At 42.9% G+C, this 25,776-nt stretch carries 19 protein-coding genes; 14 read left to right on the top strand and 5 right to left on the bottom strand.

Annotation, left to right across the window (positions count from 1 at the left end; translation table 11 throughout):
- Positions 1-240: 240 nt before the first annotated feature.
- The 7 genes from LC605_RS04855 to LC605_RS04825 all read left to right on the top strand — a co-directional run bounded on the left by LC605_RS04855 (position 241) and on the right by LC605_RS04825 (position 10,256).
- Positions 241-1,545 carry an ABC exporter membrane fusion protein gene (locus LC605_RS04855; protein WP_229546438.1) on the top strand — a complete coding sequence of 435 codons (1,305 nt, stop codon included), beginning with the start codon at positions 241-243 and terminating at the stop codon, positions 1,543-1,545.
- A 370-nt stretch (positions 1,546-1,915) separates the two neighbouring features.
- The gene (devC, locus tag LC605_RS04850; protein WP_229546476.1) at positions 1,916-3,091 is read left to right on the top strand and encodes an ABC transporter permease DevC; all 1,176 of its coding nucleotides are present in this window, start codon (positions 1,916-1,918) and stop codon (positions 3,089-3,091) included.
- Between the two features lie 357 nt (positions 3,092-3,448).
- On the top strand, positions 3,449-4,168 hold the full coding sequence (locus LC605_RS04845) for a DevA family ABC transporter ATP-binding protein (RefSeq protein ID WP_229546437.1): 720 nt from the start codon (positions 3,449-3,451) through the stop codon (positions 4,166-4,168).
- Between the two features lie 1,081 nt (positions 4,169-5,249).
- The gene (locus LC605_RS04840) at positions 5,250-6,446 is read left to right on the top strand and encodes an ABC exporter membrane fusion protein (protein WP_229546475.1); all 1,197 of its coding nucleotides are present in this window, start codon (positions 5,250-5,252) and stop codon (positions 6,444-6,446) included.
- Between the two features lie 111 nt (positions 6,447-6,557).
- Positions 6,558-7,730, top strand: a complete 1,173-nt coding sequence (gene devC / locus LC605_RS04835) for an ABC transporter permease DevC (RefSeq protein ID WP_229546474.1) — start codon at positions 6,558-6,560, stop codon at positions 7,728-7,730.
- Between the two features lie 927 nt (positions 7,731-8,657).
- Positions 8,658-9,593 carry a M23 family metallopeptidase gene (locus LC605_RS04830; RefSeq protein WP_229546436.1) on the top strand — a complete coding sequence of 312 codons (936 nt, stop codon included), beginning with the start codon at positions 8,658-8,660 and terminating at the stop codon, positions 9,591-9,593.
- A 123-nt stretch (positions 9,594-9,716) separates the two neighbouring features.
- Positions 9,717-10,256: a late competence development ComFB family protein gene (locus tag LC605_RS04825; RefSeq protein WP_229546435.1), complete on the top strand. Its 540-nt coding sequence runs from the start codon at positions 9,717-9,719 to the stop codon at positions 10,254-10,256.
- A 159-nt stretch (positions 10,257-10,415) separates the two neighbouring features.
- On the opposite strand, the gene LC605_RS04820 is transcribed toward LC605_RS04825, so the two are convergent.
- Entirely contained in the window at positions 10,416-11,450 is a 1,035-nt protein-coding gene (locus LC605_RS04820) for a L,D-transpeptidase (protein WP_229546434.1), read from the bottom strand.
- A 47-nt stretch (positions 11,451-11,497) separates the two neighbouring features.
- Here LC605_RS04820 and LC605_RS04815 point away from each other — a divergent pair, with 47 nt between their 5' ends.
- The 4 genes from LC605_RS04815 (at position 11,498) to LC605_RS04800 (ending at position 13,805) form a co-directional block, all read left to right on the top strand.
- Positions 11,498-11,653, top strand: coding sequence for a hypothetical protein (locus tag LC605_RS04815; protein ID WP_229546433.1), 156 nt, complete (start codon positions 11,498-11,500; stop codon positions 11,651-11,653).
- A gap of 76 nt (positions 11,654-11,729) precedes the next feature.
- Positions 11,730-11,882: a hypothetical protein gene (locus LC605_RS04810; protein ID WP_229546432.1), complete on the top strand. Its 153-nt coding sequence runs from the start codon at positions 11,730-11,732 to the stop codon at positions 11,880-11,882.
- Positions 11,883-12,376: 494 nt separating this feature from the next.
- Positions 12,377-13,033 (top strand): sigma-70 family RNA polymerase sigma factor, encoded by a 657-nt coding sequence (locus tag LC605_RS04805; protein WP_229546431.1) that lies wholly within the window; start codon positions 12,377-12,379, stop codon positions 13,031-13,033.
- Positions 13,034-13,190: 157 nt separating this feature from the next.
- On the top strand, positions 13,191-13,805 hold the full coding sequence (locus tag LC605_RS04800; RefSeq protein ID WP_229546430.1) for an anti-sigma factor: 615 nt from the start codon (positions 13,191-13,193) through the stop codon (positions 13,803-13,805).
- Between the two features lie 16 nt (positions 13,806-13,821).
- Here the strand turns inward: LC605_RS04800 and LC605_RS04795 are convergent, their stop codons facing one another.
- On the bottom strand, positions 13,822-14,277 hold the full coding sequence (locus LC605_RS04795) for a gamma-glutamylcyclotransferase (RefSeq protein WP_229546429.1): 456 nt from the start codon (positions 14,275-14,277) through the stop codon (positions 13,822-13,824).
- 959 nt (positions 14,278-15,236) lie between these two features.
- Here LC605_RS04795 and leuS point away from each other — a divergent pair.
- Positions 15,237-17,858, top strand: a complete 2,622-nt coding sequence (gene leuS / locus LC605_RS04790) for a leucine--tRNA ligase (protein ID WP_229546473.1) — start codon at positions 15,237-15,239, stop codon at positions 17,856-17,858.
- A gap of 396 nt (positions 17,859-18,254) precedes the next feature.
- On the opposite strand, the gene LC605_RS04785 is transcribed toward leuS, so the two are convergent.
- Both LC605_RS04785 and hslO read right to left on the bottom strand, forming a co-directional pair.
- The gene (locus LC605_RS04785; protein WP_229546428.1) at positions 18,255-20,324 is read right to left on the bottom strand and encodes a chromosome segregation ATPase; all 2,070 of its coding nucleotides are present in this window, start codon (positions 20,322-20,324) and stop codon (positions 18,255-18,257) included.
- 154 nt (positions 20,325-20,478) lie between these two features.
- Positions 20,479-21,384, bottom strand: a complete 906-nt coding sequence (gene hslO / locus LC605_RS04780; RefSeq protein ID WP_229546427.1) for an Hsp33 family molecular chaperone HslO — start codon at positions 21,382-21,384, stop codon at positions 20,479-20,481.
- A 324-nt stretch (positions 21,385-21,708) separates the two neighbouring features.
- Between hslO and LC605_RS04775 the strand changes: the two genes are divergently transcribed.
- A complete protein-coding gene (locus LC605_RS04775; protein ID WP_229546426.1) occupies positions 21,709-22,095 on the top strand; it encodes a hypothetical protein in 387 nt (128 codons plus the stop codon).
- A gap of 473 nt (positions 22,096-22,568) precedes the next feature.
- Here LC605_RS04775 and LC605_RS04770 read toward each other — a convergent pair whose 3' ends face one another.
- Entirely contained in the window at positions 22,569-23,183 is a 615-nt protein-coding gene (locus tag LC605_RS04770) for a hypothetical protein (protein WP_229546425.1), read from the bottom strand.
- A gap of 1,735 nt (positions 23,184-24,918) precedes the next feature.
- Here LC605_RS04770 and LC605_RS04765 point away from each other — a divergent pair.
- Complete coding sequence (locus LC605_RS04765) at positions 24,919-25,140, top strand: hypothetical protein (RefSeq protein ID WP_229546424.1); 222 nt, start codon at positions 24,919-24,921, stop codon at positions 25,138-25,140.
- Positions 25,141-25,776: the final 636 nt, after the last annotated feature.

Genomic DNA, 25,776 nt, shown 5'->3' with positions numbered 1-25,776 from the left:
ATTAATCGATGCTGCAAAGTGCCCTGGTACAAAGTGGCGAAAATAAATATCCCCTTTGTTGAGGGAGGTAGGGGGTAGGACAGCGAGAAGAATTCGTACAGGGTGCGTAAGTCCTATGTTGGATTCTTTTCGGAAATTGGTATTAGTCGTATCTTCTTGACTAAACTAGTCCGTTTAGTTTAGCATAGAATTGAACTGGACAGTTTAGTATAGGTTGCTAGTGGTGTAAGGGGAAATAGTATGGGGCAAAACACGAATTCAGAGGGTTTAAGGTCTTCTCATCTTTTACGATCGCCTCTTCTACTTACAATAATTGCATCTCTAACAGTAGGCGGAATCAGTGTTTATGCGTTGATGAAGCTTCAAGCTTCAGCAAATAACAAGCAACAAGCACCAGTAGCAATTCAGCCTGTGGTAAAAACAGTAACAGCATTAGGGCGGTTAGAGCCAAAGGGAGAGGTAATAAAACTGTCAGCGCCTTCTTCTGGTGAAGGAACTCGGGTGGAGAAATTATTGGTAAAAGAAGGCGATCGCGTCAAAGCAGGGCAGGTAATTGCGATTATGGACAGCCGCGATCGCCTACAAGCGAGTTTGGGTGAAGCACAAAAACAACTTCAAGTTGCCAAATCCCGCTTTAACCAGGTAAAAGCTGGAGCCAAACAGGGAGAAATTGGAGCGCGTCAAGCTACCGTCAATCGTTTGCAAGTAGAATTAGAAGGAAACGTTAAAACTCAGCAAGCCACAATTAATCGTATAGAAGCAGAACTGCAAGGGCAACAACGGAGCTTGCAAGCAACAGTGACTCGCGTAGCAGCCGAGAGACGTAATGCCCAAGCTGAGGTGCAGCGCTACGAAACTTTATACAAAGCAGGAGCAATTTCTAGCCAGGAAGTTGATAACAAACGCTTAAGCGCCGAAACTTCCACTCAAGCGTTAATTGAAAGCCAAGCTACTCAGACAAGAACTATCACTACCCTACAACAGCAGCTTAACGAAGCAAAAGCCAACCAGGAAGAAACCCTCGCCAGCTTACAACAGCAGATTAACGAAGCAAAAGCTAACCTAAATCAAACTGCCGAAGTCCGTCCAACAGATATAGCAAATGCACAAGCAGAAATAGACAGCGCTCAAGCCACCGTGGAGAAAATTAAAGCGCAACTGGCACAGGCATACGTTCTGGCTCCTAAAGCCGGTCGAATTTTGGAGATTAATACACGAGCCGGAGAAACTGTTGGCAATGAAGGAATTGTGGCTCTAGGTCAAACCGACCAGATGTATGCAGTAGTAGAAGTCTACCAAAGTGATATCAAGAAAGTGCGTCCGGGACAAGAGGTGCGAGTAAGCAGTGATTCCCTACGCAATGAATTGGGGGGAAGAGTAGATTGGATTGGTATGCAGGTAAAGCGGCAAAATCTCATCAACACTGATCCCTCTAGCAATATTGATGCCAGAGTAGTGGAAGTCCATGTGCAATTGAATAAACTATCCAGCCAAAATGCTTCCAGCTTAACTAATTTACAAGTCAAGGCGGTAATTGAACTTTAAAGGGCATTGGGAATGGAGCATGGGGCACTTGTCCGTAGCTCTGTCCTTGGCGCACCCTAAGTACAGATGCAGCATAAAATCGTGGCGAATTGAGGGTTGAAATTTAAACGCATAGGCGCTTTGCCTTCCCGCAGGGTAGGGGCGCAAAGGGAAGCGCATAGGCGCAACTCTTGGAGACGCACTCGCGAACGCCTTCCCGTCGGGTAGGTTCGCAGAGAATTCGCTACGAATTTATGAAATATTGTACTAAGAACAGAAGTATCGGGCATTGTTGTCTCCCTCATCTCCCCCATCTCCCCCATCTCCCCCATCTCCCTCATCTCCCTCATCTCCCCCATCTCCCCCATCTCCCTCATCTCCCCCATCTTTTATTATGAAATTAATTGAACAAGTGCGGCGGCGAACGCCTTTAGGATGGCTGCAACTGAGTCATGAAAAAGGCCGTCTTTTGGTGGCATTGTCAGGCATTGCCTTTGCTGATGTTCTGATGTTTATGCAGCTAGGGTTTCAGACTGCCCTGTTTGAAAGTAACACAATGCTGCATCGCAGTATGCAAGCTGATATGTTTGTCATCAGCCCCCAAGCACGTAACCTAGCAAATATGTCTAGCTTTACACGGCGACGACTGTATCAAGCAATGGATGTACCAGGTGTAAAGTCCGCAGAAGGAATGTATATCAACATTGTTGATTGGAAAAATCCCCAAACACATCAGAAGACAACAATATTAGTTATGGGGTTCAATCCTGATCAGCAAGTGTTTAACTTAGCGGATGTGAATCGCCAGATAGATGCTCTGAAGCTACCAGATACCGTTCTCTTCGATCGCGCCTCTAGAGGAGATTACAACGAAGCGATCGCTAAAATTGAACAAGGTAAAACTGTCACAACCGAAATAGAACGCCGCACAGTTACCATTAGTGGCTTATTTTCAGTCGGGGCTTCCTTCATCGCCGATGGTACTTTAATCACCAACGACCAGAACTTTTTGCGACTATTTCCCAGGCGAGAAGCCAGTGGTGTCAGTCTCGGTTTAGTCCAACTACAACCAGGTTATGACCCAAACCAGATGAAAACAGCTTTAGAATCTCACTTAGATGATGATGTTAGAGTTTTAACCAAAGCAGAATTTATCGAATTTGAAATAAATTACTGGAAAACAAATACTGCTATCGGGTTTATCTTCAGCCTCGGTGTAGCAATGGGGTTTATGGTCGGCGTGATTATCGTCTATCAAGTTCTTTCTACAGATGTGAATTCTCACATGAAAGAATATGCTACTTTCAAAGCAATGGGGTATAACAATCTCTACTTATTAGGTGTGGTGTTTGAAGAGGCAATAATTTTGGCAATCTTGGGCTTTATTCCCGGAGCGATCGCACCTTTAGGACTTTATCATTTAACTCGTAATGCCACCAATTTACCACTTTATATGACCGTAGCACGAGCCTTGACGGTATTAACACTGACTATGATTATGTGCGTAATCTCTGGGGCGATCGCTACTCGGAAATTACAGTCCGCCGACCCAGCAGATATGTTTTAAAAATTGTCATTTGTCATTTGTCATTTGTCATTTGTCATTTGTCATTTGTCATTTGTCATTTGTCATTAGGACTTACGGACACTCTACTAATTCTTCTCGACGACGCTGTTGGATAAATTAAGCGAATTTAGCAATTTTTGCATAAGTCTTGGTAATCACAAATGACTATTGGACTTTGGAAAAATGACCCTCATCAGGAATAATCCAGCTATTTAAGTACATTGGTGCAAAAAAACTCAAGTATGTTACGAAACGTAAATAAGCTTAAAACCCTTACTAATGACCAATGACCAATGACAAATGACAAATGACAAATGACAGCCTTAGCCAGTTAACTTTAATTGCGCCGACCTACTTATGACTAGTCAATCTGTTATCTCTATTAAAAATCTCGACCACTATTTTGGTGATGGTCAACTTCGCAAACAAGTTCTCTTTGATATCAACCTGGATATCAACGTCGGCGAAATTATTATTATGACTGGGCCTTCCGGTTCCGGTAAAACTACACTTCTCACCTTAGTAGGCGGCTTGCGTTCTGCACAATCCGGCAGTTTGGAGATATTGGGACAAGAACTTTGTGGTGCTAAGACAGCACAACTTACCCAAGCGCGACGCAATAACGGTTATATTTTCCAAGCGCATAACTTGCACGGTAGCCTAACAGTACTCCAGAACGTCAGAATGGGCTTGGAAGTACATAATAATATTTCGCCGGCAGAAATGAAAACTCGGTCAGCCCAAATGTTAGAGGAGGTAGGATTAGGGCATCGCTTGAATTATTATCCTGATGATTTATCTGGGGGACAAAAACAAAGAGTTGCGATCGCTCGTGCATTGGTTAGTCGTCCTAAAATTGTTTTAGCGGATGAACCCACCGCCGCCCTTGACAGTAAATCGGGACGAGATGTGGTCAACCTCATGCAACAACTAGCAAAAGAACAAGGCTGCACAATTCTTTTAGTCACTCATGATAACCGCATTCTCGATATTGCCGATCGCATCGTCCACATGGAAGATGGCAAATTAGTAAATGACGATGCTGTGATCTCAGCAGTTAAAACGAACGCGGGATGATACAGTGTGAGCGTTATCAAAAATTAATGGCTCATGAGTGACGAAATTACTGAAAAGTTAAGACAAGAGCGGGGTTTGTTGGGTAACGCAAAGCTCAACCCAACCTACAAATATTACAAACCTACGCAGTATTGCACCTCCGTGGACTGATTAAAATCAAGGGTTTTCAACCTGCAAAGACAGGTTTTGCCTGTGTAGCCGCGATTTCTAATCGCCCAGGCAAGTAATAAATTAGACTTTTCAAACATCTTTTTAGCGTCACGCAAAGCAAGTCCGCTTTGGCGGAGCCTCTCATAGACAACGTCATTACGAATTACGAATTATTTTTATGTCTACTTACTTAATTTACATCTAATTGTTGGCACTGTTACAACCCATGATTTTGAAACCGTTTACTATACCTGAGTACTTCCATAAAACAAAAGTAGTTTGCTAAGAACATAAAATTTTCATCCAATAGAGAGATTTGTTGTTCTCCTAGTAGTGCGTCAAGTTGCTAGTTATCAAAAAACGCCTATTTTTAAGTACAAAGCTATAAAATTTAGTATTTAGCAATACTAAAAAATACGATTTTTGTATCTTATTGACACCATTATGGGACAGTAACTAGCAACTTACGTTAGTAGTGCCTCGAGTTTAAATTGATGGATAAGCAAGTTCGTAGTGAGGACTTTAGTCTCAGGGCTATTTCATTCTAGACATAAACCACCCGGAACTGAAGTTCCGGGCTCATAGCTAAAGTCCGTTAAAACGGACTATAACCTTTTCTCAGTCGTCTTAAGACGACTTTCGCTATTAGACTCAGAATTCATTCTGAGGCGGGCTAGAGGAGAATGAAATAGCCCTGCTTTAGTCCTGATTATTTTAAGCACTTAAGTGCTTACTACAAACCCTCAAAACTTTAATAGTTGGCTAAATCACATTATCTGAGTAAAAATATCAACAATTTCCAAATGATTTTATGGACTTGGAAGTGATAAATCAACAATAACTGACTAAAGAAGTACGAATTAGCAAATAAATTCTGAGAAAAGCCTAATCTGTTCTTTTTTCTGCGCCACTAGTTAAGAGGTAATCTATGGTGCGAAACTCAAAGCTAGGGTACACAATGTTCCCTAAGTCTATTCTGCGTCCATCCGTTGCTATAGGTATAATTGTATCTTTATTGGTTAGTGGAATAAGTTTTTATATAGTAAAACGCTGGCAAAATTCTGCAAATCCAGAAGCACAAGTGCCAGCAACACAATTACCACAGTTAAAAACAGTAACAGCTTTAGGGCGGCTCGAACCACAGGGAAAGGTAATTAAACTATCTGCTGCGGTGTCTGCGGAAAGAAGTCGGGTGGAAAAGTTGTTAGTTAAAGAGGGGGATAGAGTAAAGCCCGGACAGATAATTGCAATTTTGAACAGCCGCGATCGCCTCCAAGCAGCATTAAAAGAGGCAGAGGAACAAGTAAAAGTAGCCCAGGCAAACCTAAACCGCACCCAAGCCGGTGCTAAACGTGGTGAAATTGCCGCCCAAAAAGCCGCGATCGCTCGCCTTGAAGCAGAACGTCTTGGTAATATTAATGCTCAAACAGCGACAATTGAGCGACTCCAAGCCGAAGTGCGTTACGCTCAAGCAGAAGACGAACGCTATGACCAACTAGATCAACAGGGGGCAATTTCCGCCTCCCAACGGGATAGTAAGCGTTTAAACTTTGAAACTGCCCAAAAAAGCCTACAAGAAGCACAGGCACTATTAAATCGGATCCAATCAACTAGCCAAGAACAAGTCAAAGAAGCTACAGCAACACTCGATGAAATTGCTGAAGTGCGCGGAGTGGATGTAAAAGCTGCCCAAGCAGAAGTTAATCGTGCCGTAGCAACCATGAATCTGGCAAAAATCAATCTAAATCAGGCTGAGGTGCGATCGCCCCAAAATGGACAAGTATTTGAGATCCATACCCATCCTGGAGAATTAGTATCAAATAATGGCATTGCAGATATTGGACAAACCAGCCAGATGTATGTGATCGCCGAAGTCTACGAAAGTGATATCGGCAAAGTGCATTCAGGGCAGCAAGTGCGAGTCTTTGGTGATTACCTCCCAATTGAATTACAGGGAATCGTAGATCGCAAAGGCTTGCAAGTGCGACAGCAGAATGTTATTAACACAGATCCCGTCAGCAATATCGACAACAGAGTAGTGGAAGTCCATATCCGACTAGATCAAGCTTCCAGCCGAAAAGCTGCCAACCTAACCAATATGCAAGTTAAGGCAGTAATTGAATTGTGAAATTTGTCATTTGTCATTTGTCATTTGTCATTGGTTATTAATTCTTCTTCGTTACTCTCTTACTCCCTCATCTCCCTTGTCCCCTCATCCCCCCACTCCCCACTTCTTATGATGGGATTGATCAAACAACTACGACGACGAACCCCTCTAGGATGGCTGCAACTGAATCATGAAAAAAGCCGTCTTTTAGTGGCATTGTCAGGTATTGCCTTTGCGGATCTTCTGATGTTCATGCAGCTAGGCTTTCAAACTGCGCTGTATGACAGTAACACCCGACTACATCGCAGTTTGCAAGCAGACATTGTTTTAATGAGTCCCCAAGCTCGTAACTTGCCAAGCTTGTCTACATTTTCTCGTCGGCGACTTTATCAAGCAATGGATATACCTGGGGTGAAGTCAGCCGAACCAATGTATTTCAACAACACAATCTGGAAGAATCCGCAAACACACCGTGAGACGGGGGTGTTAGTTATCGGCTTTAATCCAGACAAGCCAGCTTTTGACTTACCAGATGTTAACCAGCAATTGCAAGCGATCAAAATGCCCGATACCGTCTTGTTTGACCGTGGTGCAAGAGGAGATTATCAAAAAGCGATCGCTCAAATTGAACAAGGCAAAACTCTGACTGCCGAAATAGAACGGCGTAGAATTAACATTAGTGGTTTATTCAAAGTTGGAGCTTCCTTTGGGGCTGATGGCAACTTGATTACCAGCGATCAAAACTTTTTGCGGCTATTTTCTGGGCGACAGTCCAGCAGTGTCAGTCTAGGTTTAATTGTTCTTAAACCAGGCTATGACCCGAAAAAAGTGGCAGCAACATTAAAAGCTTACCTCAGAGATGATGTCAGAGTATTAACCCACGCCGAATTTATTGAATTTGAAAATAACTTTTGGAGAACAAATTCCCCAATTGGGTTTATTTTCAGCCTGGGTGTATCGATGGGGTTTGTGGTGGGCGTGATTATCGTCTATCAAGTCCTCTCCACCGATGTTAATGCCCACGTTCGGGAATACGCCACCTTCAAAGCAATGGGATATCGCAATTACTATCTGCTAGGTGTCGTGCTTGAAGAATCGTTAATATTGGCAGCACTGGGCTTCTTCCCCGGATTAGGAGTGTCCCTAGCACTTTACCAACTGACTCGTAGTGCCACAAATTTGCCTATGTACATGACTGGGATTCGAGCATTGCAGGTATTAGTACTGACTATCATTATGTGTGCAATTTCTGGTGCGATCGCCACCCGCAAACTCCAAGCCACCGACCCGGCTGATATGTTCTAAAAATGGGCATGGGGGATTGGACATCGGCCATGGAAACACTACCAATCCCCAATCTCCCCTCCTTGATGTACCATCTTGATGGTTACTCAAGCCCCCTCCCAGCCTGCGGGGAGGGGAGACAAAGCGTAGCTTTGGCTCTTTGGGGTTCTTGGAGTTTAGTCAGTAATATTACACATCGCATTTATTTAACGACTTCCTTACCTAGTTTAAGTAATTTCCCCATACCAATTTCCATCTAACAATGTGATATTAGTACCCAGTTGAACAAGTGTCCAATAGACATCTGGTGAAAAAGAATTGTTTTGACGTAGCACTGCTACGTCAAAACAAGGGTTCTGGGTAACGCATATTTAATTTCACCAGATGTCTAATTGATTCTAAGATTTTATCCAAGTATCTTTATGTAATAAATGTAACAAAACCGAATCTTCTTGCCTAACAAATCACACCTCTGACAAGTTTAATCTTACTCCCCTTCCCTTGTAGGGAAGGGGTTGGGGGTTAGGTTTGTATTGCACTTAAGTGAGAAGCGGTATAGTTAAATTTTCTGCTCATTGCCAATATCATACACCTTGGTTATTAAAGTTAAAACCAATTTACTAAAATTACAGATAGAAATTATTACCCTTGCAATCTATAAGCAGGGCTATTTCATTCTCATCTAGCCCGCCTCAGAATGAATTCTGAGTCTAATAGCGAAAGTCGTCTCAAGACGACTGAGAAAAAGTTATAGTCAATTTTAACGGACTTTAGCTATTAGCCCAGAACTTCAGTTCGGGGTGGTTTATGTCTAGAATGAAATAGCCCTGAATCTATAAGTACCTGGAGGGTTTCCTAACATTTATCAACATCTGCTTCAAACAGGAAACACTAGTGGTAATAAGCTAGTCTATTTTCCAACACAAGCAAGAGATTTTTTGTAGTTCTATGATTATTGAGAATAGCACTAGTAGTTCAAACAAAAATTTGCCCGGTTTTGATGTCAAAACTTTCACAGCCAATCGCCGTGCAATAAATGTGTTAAAGGGAATATTTGCCGTTCTCCCACTCACCTTAGCATTGCCTGTAGATGCTTTACAAGTAAAAGTGACTCCAACTAATCCTAAATTAGGGGATACACTCTCGGTAGAGATTAATCTAGATAATCCAGAGAATGGTACAAATCCAACAGTAGCTAGTGGTAAGAACACATACCCAGCTTTTCAAATTGCACCCAATCAGTTTCGGGCTTTTGTTCCCACAACTCCCCTAGAAAAAGCTGGAAATAGAACACTTCGGGTTGCAGGGGATGGTCAAGTACAAAACTTGGCAGTGAATGTGCTTAATCGCAAGTTCCCCGTACAACGCATTACTTTGCCACCTGGTAAAGCCGGAGTGGGTGCTACAGAGTATGAACTTAAGCGTGTGGCAGCTTTGAAGGCGCTACAAACACCAGAAAAGTATTGGAATGGAGTATTTCTGAAACCGAATGCGGGGCGGATGACTACAACCTATGGTGTACGTCGCTACTATAATGGTACATTTGCAAAAGACTACTATCACCGTGGTCTTGACTACGCTGGTGCTGCTGGTTCACCAGTAATTGCCCCAGCCTCTGGGCGAGTTGCTTTGGTAGGTAGGGTATCCCAAGGGTTTCGCGTACACGGTAACATAGTTGGCATTGACCACGGTCAAGGAGTAACCAGTATTTTCATGCACCTGAGTCGTATTAACGTTAAAGAAGGTGATTTTGTGAAAGCTGGGCAACTAATTGGTGCAGTAGGTTCAACAGGTGCTTCTACGGGGCCACACTTGCACTGGGGTCTCTACGTCAATGGACAATCTGTTGATCCAACACCTTGGCGAACTAAGGCCGTTAAATAGTAGAGGCGGAGTTGATCGCGTCTGTGTATAATAATTTGGGTTTTTTTGCTAATAATTAGGCAAAATAAATTGGATTGATACCGTCCCTACCTTGCTTGGATAACATCAATAATGATAAGCCTTATGAGTATCGAAAAAATTGTAGAACAAGCTCTCCAGGATGGTTATTTGACACCAGCAATGGAAGCAGAAGTCGGTAGAATCTGTGACAACGCCTCGGAACTCTCAATTGAAGAGTATATGGCGCTGGATCGGCTGATGGGTGCGCTATTAACTGGTGAGGTAGTGGCGGTACCTCGCAAACAATTTATTAACGTCATGGAAGAATTGGTACTAACGGAAGCGATCGCCCGAGTCGCAGAAATTGAAGCCACCAGCGAAAGTTCTTTAGATGTGGGCGATATTGCTGCTTACGCTCTCAATCGGCTACCACCTTTGTATGCTACTACAGAAGAAGGTGCTAACTTTCAGCGCCAAACGGCTCAGGCACAACTACAAGACTTAATTTCTCAGCAAGTAAGTGAGGCGATTAACCGCTACCTAGATCGACCCAATTTCTTCCCAGAACGGCAAGCCTTGGGTAAAAACACTGGCAATGAGGTTGTACGCCAAGTTAGTGCTTTACTCCAGGCATACGCACCTAACTTTGAGCAAAAATTATAATTTTAAGAGTCATTAGTCATTAGTCATTAGTCATTGGTCATTGGTCATTAGTCACTTGTACTGAGCGACTTGTACTGAGCGTAGTCGAAGTAAGTCGAAGTATTAGTCATTTATTTTAGACAAAGGACAAAGGACTAATGACTAATGACTCTTAATTAATTAATCACGTACTAGCACTGTTGTCCCTAAAGTCACTTGGTCATACAACAATCGGACATCAGAATTACGCATTCTTAAGCAACCGTGGGATACAGCCGTTCCTACCAGGTCAACCTCTGGTGTGCCATGAAAGCCAATTTCATTTCGTCCATCTGACCAAAAACCAATCCATCTGTCTCCCAAGGGACTATCAGTACCAGCCTCAAATACTTTGCCCGTAATTGGGTGACGCCAGATTGGATAGTGTCGCATATGTATCACCTGGAAAGAACCTGTAGGCGTTTCCCAACCTTTCTTACCGATAGCAATAGGGTAGCTAGCGATCACTTCATCTGCTGCATATACATAGGTGCGGCGATCGCTTAAATCAACCACCACTTGCGTCTTAGCATCTGTCAGGCGATTAGGTGGTACTTGCTGGGCTGAAGCCTGAGACCATAAAGTTTTTGGCCAATTATCCGCAACTGGATTTTGTCTTTCTACTTGCGCCACCAGCCGCGTCTTAGTTGCTAGGTCAGTTGCTTTAGCGACATTCTTCTTAAGGATCTGGGGCTGAGTTTGAGGCTTAATAGTAAAATCCTTGGGTTTAGAAGCCCTTTGCCTAGTTGCTTTCGCGACATTCTTCTGATTTTTTTTCGACTTACTTTGAGACTTCAGACCATAAGACCTGAGTGTAGAAGCCCTGTGCCTAGTTGCTTTCGCGACATTCTTCTGATTTTTTTTCGATTTAGTTTGAGGCTCAATAGCAGAGGACAACCCCCTCTGGGCAGTTGAGCCTTGGGTAACTTCATCAGCTGGCACAGATGTACCCAGGGCAATTTCCCCTAAACTCACTTGGGAAAGATTCTTGTAGACTCCCTCTGGACGGCTTCCCTTGGGATTGGTTAGGGTAGAATCTCGCCGCATCGAAGTAGATGCAGACTTCTCAGATTGCCGTTCCGCCGTAGTAATCCGCCAATGGACAGCTAAAGATAAAAATGCTGTGCCAAAACAAAGCAACATTACCATACGCCCTACAGATTCGTTTCTTACCATTGCCATCGCCTATTGTTTATCCCTGACATATCCAGCCGACCAATTGGATGAGTTCATCATCTGATTATCAAAAATTTATCAATACTTATCATTTCCGTTATAAATCTGCCAACACCTCTGGGCAAACTAAGACTATGCGAATTGTCCCAGCAGCAAAACTCCAAGTGAGCAACCTCCTTCCTCAAAAGTTCTGCGGGTTGTAAGCCAATACTTAGACTTTCTGGTAGAACTCTTGAAATGTAGCAATCAATCATTAATGGTGTTGGTGGGAGAAAAACCATGTTTGAAAAACTATTGCTAGCAGTCACAATTACATTTTCCCTAAATTTCTTTTTTCAACTTCGCCTACCACAGCAACATAACTCTGGCGCTACCTACGACCAACATTCAAAACAATCAGCAACTATTCTGGTAACAAAATCAAAAAAATAAATCACCATCCTAGCAACCAAAGCAACCCAACTTCCAGAAATTATTACCTGAATTTTATAGGACTTACGCAATAACTCTCTGAAACTCTTATTCCTTTGTGTCTTTTGCGTCCTACCCTGCGGAAGCCGCTTTGCGTCTATGCGGTTCGTTTTTTCATTATTTTGCGTAAGTCCTGTTTTAAAGGTATCAAGAAGTTAGAATTACAAAATTTTTATCTTCATCCTTATAACCAGATTTAATTATTTTTATCAAGCGTATATACACAGTTGCTAAAAGTACCAAGATATGCATAAAATAGCAGCGCCTTTGTTAGTTGATCGGTGCGAGGGCAACTATGCCAGAAGTATAAGGAAAAAGTGGCTCTTCTTATTGCTATAAAAGTATCCAAAATTGGATGTCTCCGTGTTCCAGTCATAAATCCGTCACCTTAGCATGGAACTTCTGTCCCATTAGCAGGTCTAATAGATAGGGATGATTTAGAGCCAGTACGATCTATGAGTCAGTCGATCACTGTATCCTGGTCAACGGTTGATGCAAAATATCCAGAAGCATCAATGCAAGTTGACAAACTCCCTAACCACGATTTGATTTTGCGCTGTCAAGGAGGACTGCGACCAGATCGTGTTGCGTTTGCAGAACTATTACGCCGCTATCAAGGTCAAGTTGATAGAGTTCTATACCACCTGGCTCCAGATTGGGCTGACAGAGCCGATTTAGCTCAAGAAGTTTGGATTCGAGTCTATCGGAATATTAACCGATTACAAGAACCTGCTAAATTCCGGGGCTGGTTAAGTCGCATTGCTACCAACTTGTTTTATGACGAGTTACGCAAACGCAAGCGGGTTATGAGTCCTTTGTCACTGGATGCTCCCCGTTCCTTAGAGGATGGCGAGATGGATTGGGAAATCGCTGGTGATACCCCCGGGCCTGAGGAGGAACTGACAACTAGAGAATTTTACGAGCAATTGCGGGAAGCGATCGCGGATTTACCAGAAGTCTTTCGTACTACCATTGTCCTCAGAGAAATCGAAGGCATGGCATATGAAGAAATTGCCGAAATCACTGGAGTTTCACTAGGAACAGTCAAGTCAAGAATAGCTAGAGCGAGAACGAGGCTGCAAGCACACTTGCAGAATTATCTCGACTCCTAATTTACAATATCTTCCCTCTGCCCAATGGCAGAATTTAAGCATTGATTAATAATTACACCAAAGACGTAGATCGCTTCTGCCCTTAGAAAGAAAATTGGCTAACTTTCCCAAAATTCCCGCCCAGTTTACCCGTATATGAATTGGTAATAATGTTAAGATGACTACTGATTCTCAGTTTTACGACCGTTCACCTTTGCAACTTCCTCCAGATTTGCCAGATGGAATGGCCAAGCATACCAATGAATCAACGGGTCTTATGGATATGGTGAAGCGCGATCGCTTCGAGTTATTGAGTGCTTATCTCGATGGTGAAGTCACAGCCACCGAACGCAGGCAAGTAGAAGAATGGCTGGCAAACGATGCCTCAGTTCAATGCTTGTATGCCCGACTGTTAAAGCTGCGCCAGGGCTTGCGGACTCTCCCAGTGCCAGCAGCCCAACAGTCGCCAGAAGCAACAGTTGGGCAAGTATTGACACGTTTGCGCCGCCGTTCCCGTTTAAACTGGATGGTGGGAGGTGCAGCCGTTGCTGCTTGTGCGATCGGGGCAATATCTGGGTTAGTACCAGGTGCTTCGAGGGTATCACAACTAGCACAACGACCACAAATAGAACCGATACAAACGTCCTCAGTGTCTACGGTTCCCCCTTCCCCCCTGATGGTTGGACTAAATAATCCGGTAATTGAAATTCCGAAAGCAGCAGTAGCCTCTCCAAAAAATTCAGTCTATCCGGTACAGCCGCGACGGCACGACTCTAAACAGGACATAAACTAATCGCAAAGTCAACAGTTCACAGATCATAACTGTATTTTGCCCTTAAACCACAGCCACTCCACCAGCCGTCAGGTTGGAGGAACCCTGCTAATTGATCAACTTGCTCTAAAGTCATTAAATAAACCCAAGCCCAACCCAGAGAGAGCGACTGTAGCTCATAAACCTCGACAATTTGTCGATTGTAGAGGTTTTCTGCTAATTGTCTACTGGGCTGGTAATTTTCCAGCACATCTAGCTCATTTAAAATCCTTGAGTTGGCAAAACTGAGTAAATATCCGTAAACGTGGCTATCCCCTAGGGTCATTGCTGGGTAGCCCATTGGTAGAGCGAACAATTTACCTTGTACAAAGGCTTTTTTAACACCAACTACTTTGCCAGCACAGTATTTTTTATAATTAGCTTCACCTGGTTTGAGTGTGCCGTAGACAAAAACCCACACCAAATCAGAAAATTTTATACTTGATTTAACCATCGCCTATTTTATCGCTATTTTCAGGTAAATAGACCACAGGGTAGGGGCACAGCAATGCTCATCGGTGTCAACTTAACGTGAAACCCTTGCAATGGCCTCATACCAAGTCTACTCAATTACTAATTATGCCCTCGCAACCCCACCCCGCTTTTGTCTAGTGACAAAATCTCCCCTCCCCGTGAACGGGGAGGGGATTGAGGGGTGGGGTAAAATGACTATGGAATGAGCTTCCTGACTAAGTTGACACCAATCAGCAATGCTGTGCCCTTAATTCCAGTTCCCCCCTTAGAAACGCTATGGTGCATAGACAAGTGACTTATTTTGCAATACAGTTCAGTTAAGCATTTCTTTGTTCTCTTTCTTCTCTTTCTTTGCGTCCTTGGCGTCCTTCTCCCAGGGGGAGACGCACTCGCGTTTGCGGTAGCCTGCGGCAAGCCGAAGCGTCTACGTTAAAAAAATTGACTTTGGCAAAGAGTTTTAGCCTTAACTGAACTGTATTGACTTATTTTGCTCAAAGCGCTCTCAGACCTAACAAGAACAGCCCCTTCCCTCGTAGGGAAAGGGAGTCAATCTTCAAAGCCACTCTGTGCGTCAAAGAGGGGTTTGGGGAGAGGTCTGCCGACTTGTGTATACACCGTAGCCTTTCTAAGGGGGGTTGGGGGAACCTAAGACTTTGAAAACAGTCCCTAGTCCACTACATCCTAAGCTTGGGGACTTTTTTATGTCCTAATATACCCAGAACTCTTGGACTATTAGTCTAAGAGTTTTAGGGATATAAGATAGATAGGAATAGGGGGTAGAAAGAAACAGTAAATTGATTTTGTAAATTAAATTATAAAATTACTAGACAAATAATTCCCTGAGAATAGTAGTTTAGATGTACTAGTAAAGGTCAAATACTAGAAAATTAGTCGAAATAAAGTGTAACAGGCATGAAACCATTGGAAATAGGTCATTCTATTGATTCCCGATATAACCCAGCAGCGATTGAGGAAAAATGGCAAAAAACATGGGTAGAACTTGGCTTAGATAAGACACCTACAGCTAGCAACAAGCCAAAATTTTACGCTTTATCCATGTTCCCTTATCCATCGGGCAGCCTACACATGGGTCACGTCCGTAATTATACGATCACCGACGTGATTGCTCGCCTCAAGCGAATGCAAGGGTATCGGGTAATACACCCAATGGGTTGGGATGCCTTTGGTTTACCAGCAGAAAACGCCGCTATTGACCGTGGTGTACCGCCAGCAAAGTGGACTTATCAAAATATGACTCAGATGCGGCAGCAATTGCAGCGTCTTGGTTTATCTATTGATTGGGAATGTGAACTTGCTACCTGTTCACCAGATTATTACAAGTGGACGCAATGGATTTTCTTGCAGTTTTTGCAAGGGGGGTTAGCTTACCAAAAAGAAGCAGCCGTAAACTGGGATCCCATTGACCAAACTGTACTGGCAAATGAGCAAGTTGATAATGAAGGACGTTCTTGGCGCAGTGGGGCAATAGTTGAGCGTAAATTATTACGGCAGTGGTTTTTTAAGATTACCGACTATGCCGAAGAATTGCTGAATGACTTGGATAAGTTGACAGGTTGGCCGGAACGGGTCAAGTTGATGCAGGCAAACTGGATTGGCAAATCTACAGGCGCTTACTTGGAATTTTCCATCATTGGGATAGATGAAAAAATTGGCGTCTACACCACACGTCCAGATACCGTTTATGGTGTCAGCTACCTAGTATTAGCACCAGAACATCCCTTAACAAAGCGCGTTACCACAAAAGAACAACAAGCAGTGGTAGAAACTTTTATTCAAGAGGTTTCTAATCAAAGTGAGTTGGAACGTACTGCTGAAGACAAACCTAAGCGGGGTATCTCCACTGGTGGGGTGGCAATTAACCCATTTACAGGGGAACAACTGCCCATTTGGATTGCTGACTATGTACTGTATGAGTATGGTACTGGGGCAGTGATGGGTGTACCGGCACACGATGTCCGGGATTTTAAGTTTGCCAAAAATTATGATTTGCCCATTGATTTTGTCATCGTTTCCCCAGAAGATGTTGCAGGTTTTGACTTAACTCCAACATCAGAGATAGATGAAGTCACACAACTCATCCAAATTGAATACAACCAGGCATACACTGAACCAGGAATTTTAATTAATTCTGGGGCTTTTACTGGCATGACTTCCACAGATGCTAAACAGGCAATAATTGAATACGCCCAACAACAAGGTTTTGGTAAAGTGCGGGTGCAATATCGCTTACGAGATTGGTTGATTTCGCGACAGCGTTACTGGGGCGCACCGATACCTGTAATTCACTGTCCTAATTGTGGGATAGTACCAGTGCCTGATAAGGATTTGCCAGTACAGTTGCCAGAAGAGGTGGAATTTAGTGGACGTGGCGGTTCACCTTTGACTCAGTTGGAAAGCTGGGTGAATGTGCCTTGTCCAACTTGTGGCACTCCGGCGAAGCGGGAAACTGACACGATGGATACTTTTATTGATTCTTCGTGGTATTTCTTGCGCTTCCCTGACGCTAAGAATGAACAACAGGTTTTCGATTCTAGTAAAATCAATGACTGGATGCCAGTTGATCAGTATGTAGGTGGGATTGAACACGCGATTTTACATTTGTTGTATTCGCGGTTCTTTACTAAGGTGTTGCGGGACAGAGGCTTGTTGCATTTTGATGAACCCTTCCAACGCTTGTTAACTCAAGGGATGGTACAGGGTTTAACTTATTTAAATCCCAACAAGGGCGGTAAAGATAAATGGATTCCTTCTGATTTGGTAAATTCAGCCGACCCCCGCGACCCTGAGACAGGTGAACCATTGCAACGTATCTACGCCACCATGTCTAAATCGAAAGGCAATGGTGTAGCGCCAGAAGATGTAATTTCCAAATACGGTATAGACACAGCGCGGATGTTCATCTTGTTTAAAGCGCCGCCAGAAAAAGACCTGGAATGGGATGAAGCCGATGTAGAAGGACAATCCCGGTTTTTAAATCGGGTTTGGCGTTTGGTGACGGATTATGTTGCTGCTGGGGTATCCCGTAAGAAAGGCCAACTCTCTGATTTAACTAAAGCAGAAAAGGAATTGCGGCGGGCGATTCATACGGCTATTCAAGCTGTGACAGAAGATGTGGAAGACGAATATCAATTCAACACAGCTATTTCAGAATTGATGAAGCTGAGTAACGCCCTAACTGATGCTGACGACAAAAATTCAGCAATTTACGCAGAAGGTATTCAGACTTTGGTGGTTTTACTAGCGCCCTTTGCACCGCATATTGCTGATGAATTGTGGCATTTGTTGGGTGAAAGTGATTCAGTTCACATTCAAACTTGGCCATCATTTGACCCTGTTGCTTTGGTCGCGGATGAAATCACTTTAGTGATTCAAATTATGGGCAAAACTCGCGGCTCGATTCAAGTACCAGCACAAGCAGATAAAGCAGCGTTGGAGAAATATGCCCGTGAATCAGAAATTGCCCAGCGTTACATCGAAGGCAAAGAGATTAAAAAGGTAATTGTAGTGCCTGGAAAGTTGGTGAATTTTGTAGTGAGCTAAGAGGATGTTTGAAAAGTCCTCTTCTTGGTATCAAAACGTTCCAGATCCCCCTAAATCCATGCCACTTGCTCATGGGGGAAACCCCCATGAGCAAGTGGCATCGTCTCCCCTTCTCCCACTCGTGAGAGGCTAGCGCCAACGCGAGTGCGTCTCGTAAGAGTTGGGAGAAGACCGCAGTGGCTCCCCGATAAATTGGGGGACTTTGATTCTTACCCCAATTTATCGGAGGGTTAGGGGGGATCAACAAGAGCTATGAAAATGTTGGGTTTCGTTCCTCAACCCAACCTACATAGGACTTACGCAAAGGCAACGGAAAACGAACCACAGAGGACGCAGAGGCCACAGAGGAATCAGAGTTTGAGAGGGTTTTTGCGTAAGTCCTACTACATTAGGATATTACTGCTCATTAGTAGTTGATGGAGGAAATGGTTGAGATTCTGACTGAGACTGAGGCTGAGGTTCTGGTTGAGGATTCAGAAATTCCTGCCAAGTCCTAATTTGCTCTTGTGCTGCACTGTAGGCAGCACTACCGCGTGGAATCGATTTGGCAATGTCAATGCCTTTAGCAATATCAGACTGACCTTCAGAGCGTGCTATTTCTAACAATTGCTGACTCCACTGGTCAATAGCCAAATTCGCATCCATACGTAAGATGCTATTGTTGGAAACCCGATCTGCTAGCCCTATTGCTTCAAGCAAAGCTTCTGGTGTGCCAGTCGCCCCCACTTCCTGGGCTTTTCTCCAGTTTTCTCTGGTGCGGATTTGCCCTTGCCAATCATTTATTGCAGCTTGTGCTTCTTGTGAAAGCGCCCTTCCCGACGAGGCAATTTGTTGAGCTACGTTGATGGCGGCGGTAAGATTTCCACTCTGAGCCAGTTCTTGCGCTTGAGCTAAATAGGGTTGGTCTTGAATTCGCTGAATCTTTCCTATCCAAGCACGAATTTTTTTGCGTGCTTCTGGATATAATGCACGCCCTCGACGAATTTCGCTGGCCTGAGCGATCGCAGCTTCCAAGGAGTTAATATCGTCGAATATTGCTATCTGTTCGGCGCGTTCTAAGTAAGGTTGGTCTTCAATTCTCTCAACTTGGGCACTCCAGCGACCGATCTCCTGCCTAGCTTCTGTGGCCCTGGGATTACTAGGAGGGATCAGCTGCACTTGAGCGATCGCAGCTGTTAAATTAGGCACTGTTCCCTGGCTAGCCAATATTCTCGCTCTTTCCAAATGGGCAACATCTTCAATTTCCAGTTGCCAACGAGCAATCAGTTGCTGTGCTTCCTGATACACTGGTCTGGAAGGAGTAATTTGTTGTGCTTGGGCGATCGCAGCTTCTAAGCCGGAAACATTACCGATCCAAGCACTCCTTTTTGCGTCAGCTATGGCAATAAAGTCATCTGTTTCGCCTTGTAGTTTTGCACTTTCGGGAATTTGTCTAGCAATATTTAGTGCTTCATCTGCATCTTGCTTGTCTAGTTTTGCCTGTGCCAATTCCAGCATTTTCCGTCCAAATGCCGGAATCGCCTCCTGAGCTTTTTGGTAGATGTAACTTTCTTGCCCAATGGACTCGGCTAACTTGATAGCTTCTAATAAATTATCGACAACTTTGCTGTTTGCTAAACTTTCGGCTTTTCCTAATTTATCCCCATCTTCCCGCGCTGTGGCAATGAGACGATTCAATTGGTCGTATTTAGTACCCGCCCAGTATTCATTGTCTAGGCGCAGCATTTGGGCGGATAACATGAACGCCGATTGCCAACGCCGTTCCTTTACTTGGGCGATCGCACCGTTGTATGTTTCTTCTGCCTTTGACCAAATTGACTGCCATTTGCTAATTTGCTCATCGACTAATTTATAAGCGGTCACCTCTTGGGGGATTTTCTGAGCAGTTGCGATCGCTTCCTCTAAATTCCCAGTTTGGAAACTTTGATCAGCTAGCTTCAAAATGTCTCGCGACCATTCTTCTATGAAACGATCAATTTCTCCATGCAACGGGTGATTTTGTGGTAATTCCTTCACCAGAGCGATCGCTTGTAATAGGTTGTTCACTGTCTGCTTAGAAGCCGCCAATTGAGCGCAGTGTAGCCGCACAGAAGCACTAGCTAGAGGCCAGAAAATCGAGGGGCAATTAGGGGCAGTTGGCAACTTTAGCAGCATTGCCATTGCCAAGAATCCTACACTGCCAGGAATCAACATTAGTAGTACTAGCCACGTCCAGCTTTTCATCCAGCGTGGCCATTTCCCAGAAGTACTACTGAGTTGTGCCGTTTCTTCTGAATTACTATTTATAGGTAATCCTTCCAAATGGTTTTTTTTTCGCCGCTTCACTGACTTGGAGTTAGAACCAGTAGCTGGAACATCAAAGGGCTGAGTTTCACCGAATCGCTCTGTTCGGGATAATCTTTTGTTTTGATCTGGCTCTCTTCCACTGGCACTTGACCAACTGTCTGGAATATCCCGCTCTGTCATCTCTCACACCAAAATAATTGAATAGCGCTCTGTTTTAGGTTGATAATTCCATTGTTGACATGGTAACTTTCTCATGATTAAAAAGCTACTTTTTTGATTATCTCTCTCCACAGAGTACCATTAGCAATCTAGAAAATTAGTGCTATTTTATACGTTATCCTGAAACGGTAGATTCAGCTTGCAAATCGGCAATTAGTTGAGCTAACTGATCGCTATTTGCCTGGTAGACGTTGCCGCAAAAGTCGCAAGTTGCTTCAGCACCATCATCTTTAATAATCATATCTTGCAGTTCGGCTTCTCCTAAAATCTTTAATGCCCCCAAAACGCGATCGAATGAACAACCACAGTGGAAGCGCAGCATTTGCCGTTCCGGAAAGATTACCAGCCCCATGTCTCCCAGCAGGTCGCCAAAGATTTCAGTCAAAGTCTTCCCAGCTTGCAACAACGGCGTAAATCCTGCTAGACCAGCTACCCGTGATTCCAACTTTTCTACTAGGGCTTCGTCCCTGGCAGCTTTGGGCAATACTTGTATCAGTAATCCTCCAGCCGCCGTTACTCCACCTGCTCCCACGAACACACCTAAAACTAAAGCCGAAGGCGTTTGTTCGGAATTCACCAGATAATGAGCCACATCATCGCCAATTTCACCAGAAACTAGTTCAACAGTACTAGAGTAGGGATAACCATAACCGATATCGCGCACAACATAGAGGTAGCCGTCACCCACTGCACCACCAACATCTAGCTTACCTTTGGCATTGGGAGGCAATTCCACAGATGGATTTCCCACATATCCGCGCACCGTACCATCTAAGCCAGCATCTGCTAATATGCCACCCAAAGGCCCATCGCCCTTCACCCGGACATTGACCCTCGACCCACTTCGCTTCATGCTAGAAGCCATTAACAAGCCCGCCGCCATAGTCCGACCCAGTGCTGCCGTTGCCACATAGGAAAGCTTGTGACGCCCTCGTGCTTCTTCTGTTAAACGTGTGGTGATCACACCTACGGCACGAATTCCACCTTCGGCTGCTGTTGCACGAATTAACTGATCCGCCATGAATAACCTTACATTTCTTAACAAGTTCACTTTTCCTATTCTAAGTTCTCTGCTGCCAGAAAAGTGACGTAGTGATAATCAGTGGTTTTGACATCGGGGGAAAATCAAAGTCTCTCTCCTAAAAGGAGAGAGAAATAGAAGAGAGGTTTTCCAGATGCCGTGCAAAGTCAGCGTAGCTTTTACAAGGACAGAGGCTTTGAGTTTTACTCCCCAACGCTAGTAGGGAAGAGGTTAGGGGTTAGGTCTGTATTAAACTCAACTACAAACCGTTATATTTGCAATATTAGAAATAGCAATGTTTCACCTTTAGGTAATCCTATAAAAATGCTGGGTAATTTTCAACAAAGCCAACTGCGCATCGAAATCGAAGCATCAACAGATGCAATTGGTGACAGTCTCCTGCATCCGGTGCAACTAGAAAAATGGCTCTTAGGACAACGTTTTACGTCAGGAATGCCAGAACAACTGCTTCCCGGATTGCAGTTTACGACCTGGACTGGCCCAGTGCCGATTCATCATCAAGTGGACGTTGTAAAATTCAACTCTCTCCGCTTGCTACTTAGCGGAGGTATTGACGGGTTCCATGAATGGTACTGGGGAGAAGGTTGGGTACAATCCCGCTTGGAAGGAGTTTCACTTTTGCCCTTGAATTTGAGTCAAACTTTGAGTTTGTTAAGCTTGCGTCAATTTCTGGCAACTCAAGGACGTTGATTCGATTGACGTAAAGGGATTGGGGATTGAGGATTGGACATACAGCGCTTTGTATCTAGATGGGGTACACCCCTCCCCAACCCTCCCCGCAAGCGGGGAGAGTGCGCGTAGCGCGGGTGGGGTTCTTCTGTGCCTCACTAAAATGAAATTTGCTGTAGGTTATTAGGACTTACGCAACTGGCATATTATTTTTAGTTTGTAGTGAGGACTTTAGTCCTCAAAATCAGGGCTGAAGCCCTTACTACAAACTAAAAGCTTTTATTTTTTGTGACACTTGCGTAAGTCCTAGTTATTCTTTGCGCTGACAATTCAGGTCATCTGGAAAACCTCTTTTCTATTTCTCTCTTCCTTTAAGGAGAGACACTTTGAATTTCGCCCTCCCCGCATCGGGAAGGGGGTTAGGGGATTAGGTTTTTGGTGGACTTTTCCACATAACCTGAATTGTCAGATTCTTTGCGTCCCCAGTCCCCAGTTTATGAACTAGAAATAATACCTACAATAATTTTCACCAGCACAGATAAATCTTCTGGAACTTGATAACGTCTCTGGTCTTGAGTCACCTGACGATTCCCACGATGGTAAACTCCAAAACGCCAGTCCTCACCAGTCGTAACTGCTCCATATAGAAGTTCAGATGTGGATTTAGTCCATTGGTCAAGTGCTACTAATTCAATAGCGAGTTGAGTAAATCCTCTAACTAAATCTGATTGTTTGGCTTCGATAACTAATAAATTTTGAGGTGCTGCAATATAGTAGTCGAGAGTGCCTTTCAGATAATTGTTGACAGCAATAGAATATTCTATATTGAGTCTCTGATTAGTTAAAGCACATACTTCAAACAAAATTGGCCCAATTAAAGCTTCTCGCCTAGTAGTTTCATTAACTAAATCAATATGAGATAAATTACGGCGAAGTTGCTCTTGTAAAAATTGTATGTCTAAAATTTCTGATGATTCAGGTAATGTTATATTTTTCCTTTCAATAGTGCAATTTAATTCGGCCAGAATATCATCAATTATGAAAGGCAATTCAAAATATCGGCTGAAAGTATAAGATTCACCAACTTGGAGAATGCGGCGGGAACTCATAAAAAACCTTTTTACAACATTATAATTCTTCAATCAAGGTGAAAACAGTTACTTTGTTCGTCAATGGATCGACAACTCAAGGCTCTGGAATATTTAAACAGCTTTTGCTTTGATTACCCATAAGTAACTGGGGAAGAATAAATCAAACTATTTAGAGGTTGTTTTAAAAGTGATTAGCTGTATCTTTGCACTTATTGATCCCCCCAACCCCCCCCTAAAAAAGCAGGGCAGGGTGGTTTCATACAAGCAGAGAAAAACAACAACTGGGTTTCAAAGCCTCTCCCCGTTTCGGGGAGAGGAATGGAAGTGGGGTAAAAAGCCATGCCACAAAACGAGAAATCAAGACTTATGTATTTTTCTTTCTTTGTATGAAACCACCCTGCCTTCTCCCAAGGGGAGAGGCTACCGCCAAGGGAGAAGGGGAGACGCCAAAGGCAATAGCGCCACGGAGAGCGAGTCTGCGAACGCGCAGAGCGTCTCGTAGAGAGCGTCTGGGGTCTCCCCAAGTGAAGCAAGTGGCGTGGATTTAGGGGGATCTAGAACGTTTTGCTACCAAGAGGAAGACTTTTCAAACATCCTCTTAACTCGACTTTATCCAAAATTAAGAACTTGGCTCTCTTGATATGACCAAAGCCTAGCTTTTTGGCAAAAACTTTTTCCATGTCACTGATTATCGGTGAAATCGAAAAAGTAGAACTACCGTAGCACAGAGGTTTCAGCGTCAAGTTGAGCGTTGGCAAAAAATGGATAAAGTCGAGCTTAAACAATGGAAAAATTAATTAAATTGTCTCCTAGTAAGGGCTGAAGCCATTACTAAGAGGGAATTGAATTACTCACGGCTACTTACTTAAGTGCCTTGATTATATGTATTTAGTATGTAAATATCAAGGTTATATACAGCTATATATAAATAGCAATTAGGGTATTTTAGTACCCACACCAAACGTTTATAATTTTTCTCTAAAATATTACCTTTTATTTATTTGCAAAAATTTATTTTATCAAAAAAAACAAACCTTTTTTCCAATTAATCAGAATTTTGACAAAGTAAAAGGTTTCTATATTAAAAGAAATTATATACATTAAAATTGATGTAGTATAAAGAATTTCATGAAAAATATATTGAGTAAGTACTTTTATTCCAGAATGCAGAATCCTCAATTGTTGAGTTTTATAAACTTGCTCTAAGTATTGTTTGTATAATAATGTTATTTTATTTGCTTGACTATATTTTTAATTCTTCTGCCTTTTCGTTATTTTATAAGGGACTTCCAATTAAAAAAATACTCAACTACCTCTTGTGAGGTGGGCAACACGAGGGACTGTAGTAAGGGGCGGGCTTTTCGGCCCACCCCACAAGATTGAATAATTTATTTATTTATTTATTTATTTATTTATTTGAAGTTCGTAAGTATTAATACGTTATTATTTAAACTTATATATATTTTGACAAAATTAATATTTTAAATCGCCGGACTTATATCTATGTCTGCATTTTTTGATAGATACAAAGTTTATTTTTAATGAAGTTTGTATAAATAGCTGCGATATAAAACCTGTAGCGAAGATGTGCAATAAACATTTCTTCAACTATTAGTTGCTTGACCTGTTGAGTAAGAATCGTATAATAGTTTTAGCGGCACGGAAAAACTACGTAAATATCAGCTTTACGTTTATATTTATGATTTTCGAGTGACGCAACTTTAATCCCAACAATCAAGTGAGAACTAAGATTATGGAAGGTACATTGTTTACTGCATTAAGCACCAGCGAAGAAGCTAACCTCTCTGGTGGTGGTGATAACATTGCAAAGTCCGTAGCCATAACCTATGGTGATAATTCACCTGCGACTGCTATTGCAGTTGCAGGAAATAACAATGAGGTCAACTCAAACGTCATCAATAACTCTTTCAACAAGATCTACTACAAGAAGAAGAAATACTGGGGATGGTACTAGGTAATAAATTTATCGCCATAGGCAAACTTATGAAGTTTAGTAGAACGGAAGTTGTAAACGTAAAGACACGATTAATCGCGTCTTTACCAGGATAAAAGTTCACATCTTGCGTAATTCAGCCTGTTGGAGCAGGTTAAATCACTTTTACGTGTGGCTTAATTGCTAATCGACTTAATACTAGGGGTGATTAGCTGTTTGTATCTCGCAGTTATCCTAACATACGTTTATTACTACCCATATACTTTTCTTCAACAAACTTAACAAATTCTGATTGACTGTTGTTTCATAGCTACAGTCAATCGGTTTGTGTTCTGTAGCGCTTTTTTCGCAAAATACTACTTATCTTTGAGTAGTGGAGTAGGGAATAAGCGCTATTGTATGCAGGGATAAAACCCTGCTATTTTTTTGGTTTTTTTCACCATGTTATTCGATACTGGATTGGCAAATGAAATACTAAGTTTTGCACAACATAGGCAAGAAGATTGTGGATCTGCTTGTCCTGCTTCCATTAAGTACTTATGCAAAATTAATTACATATTTTTCTCCAAAATCTCGAATGACTTTTTCAACATAGTTAACTAAATTTGACCAACTAGAGTATGCATCTATTTCTATCCATTCATATTTCATAAAACG

Origin of the sequence: Nostoc sp. CHAB 5836, assembly GCF_020829445.1 — a bacterium.
Lineage (GTDB): Bacteria > Cyanobacteriota > Cyanobacteriia > Cyanobacteriales > Nostocaceae > Nostoc.
This window is presented reverse-complemented; position numbering and strand designations above follow the sequence as displayed.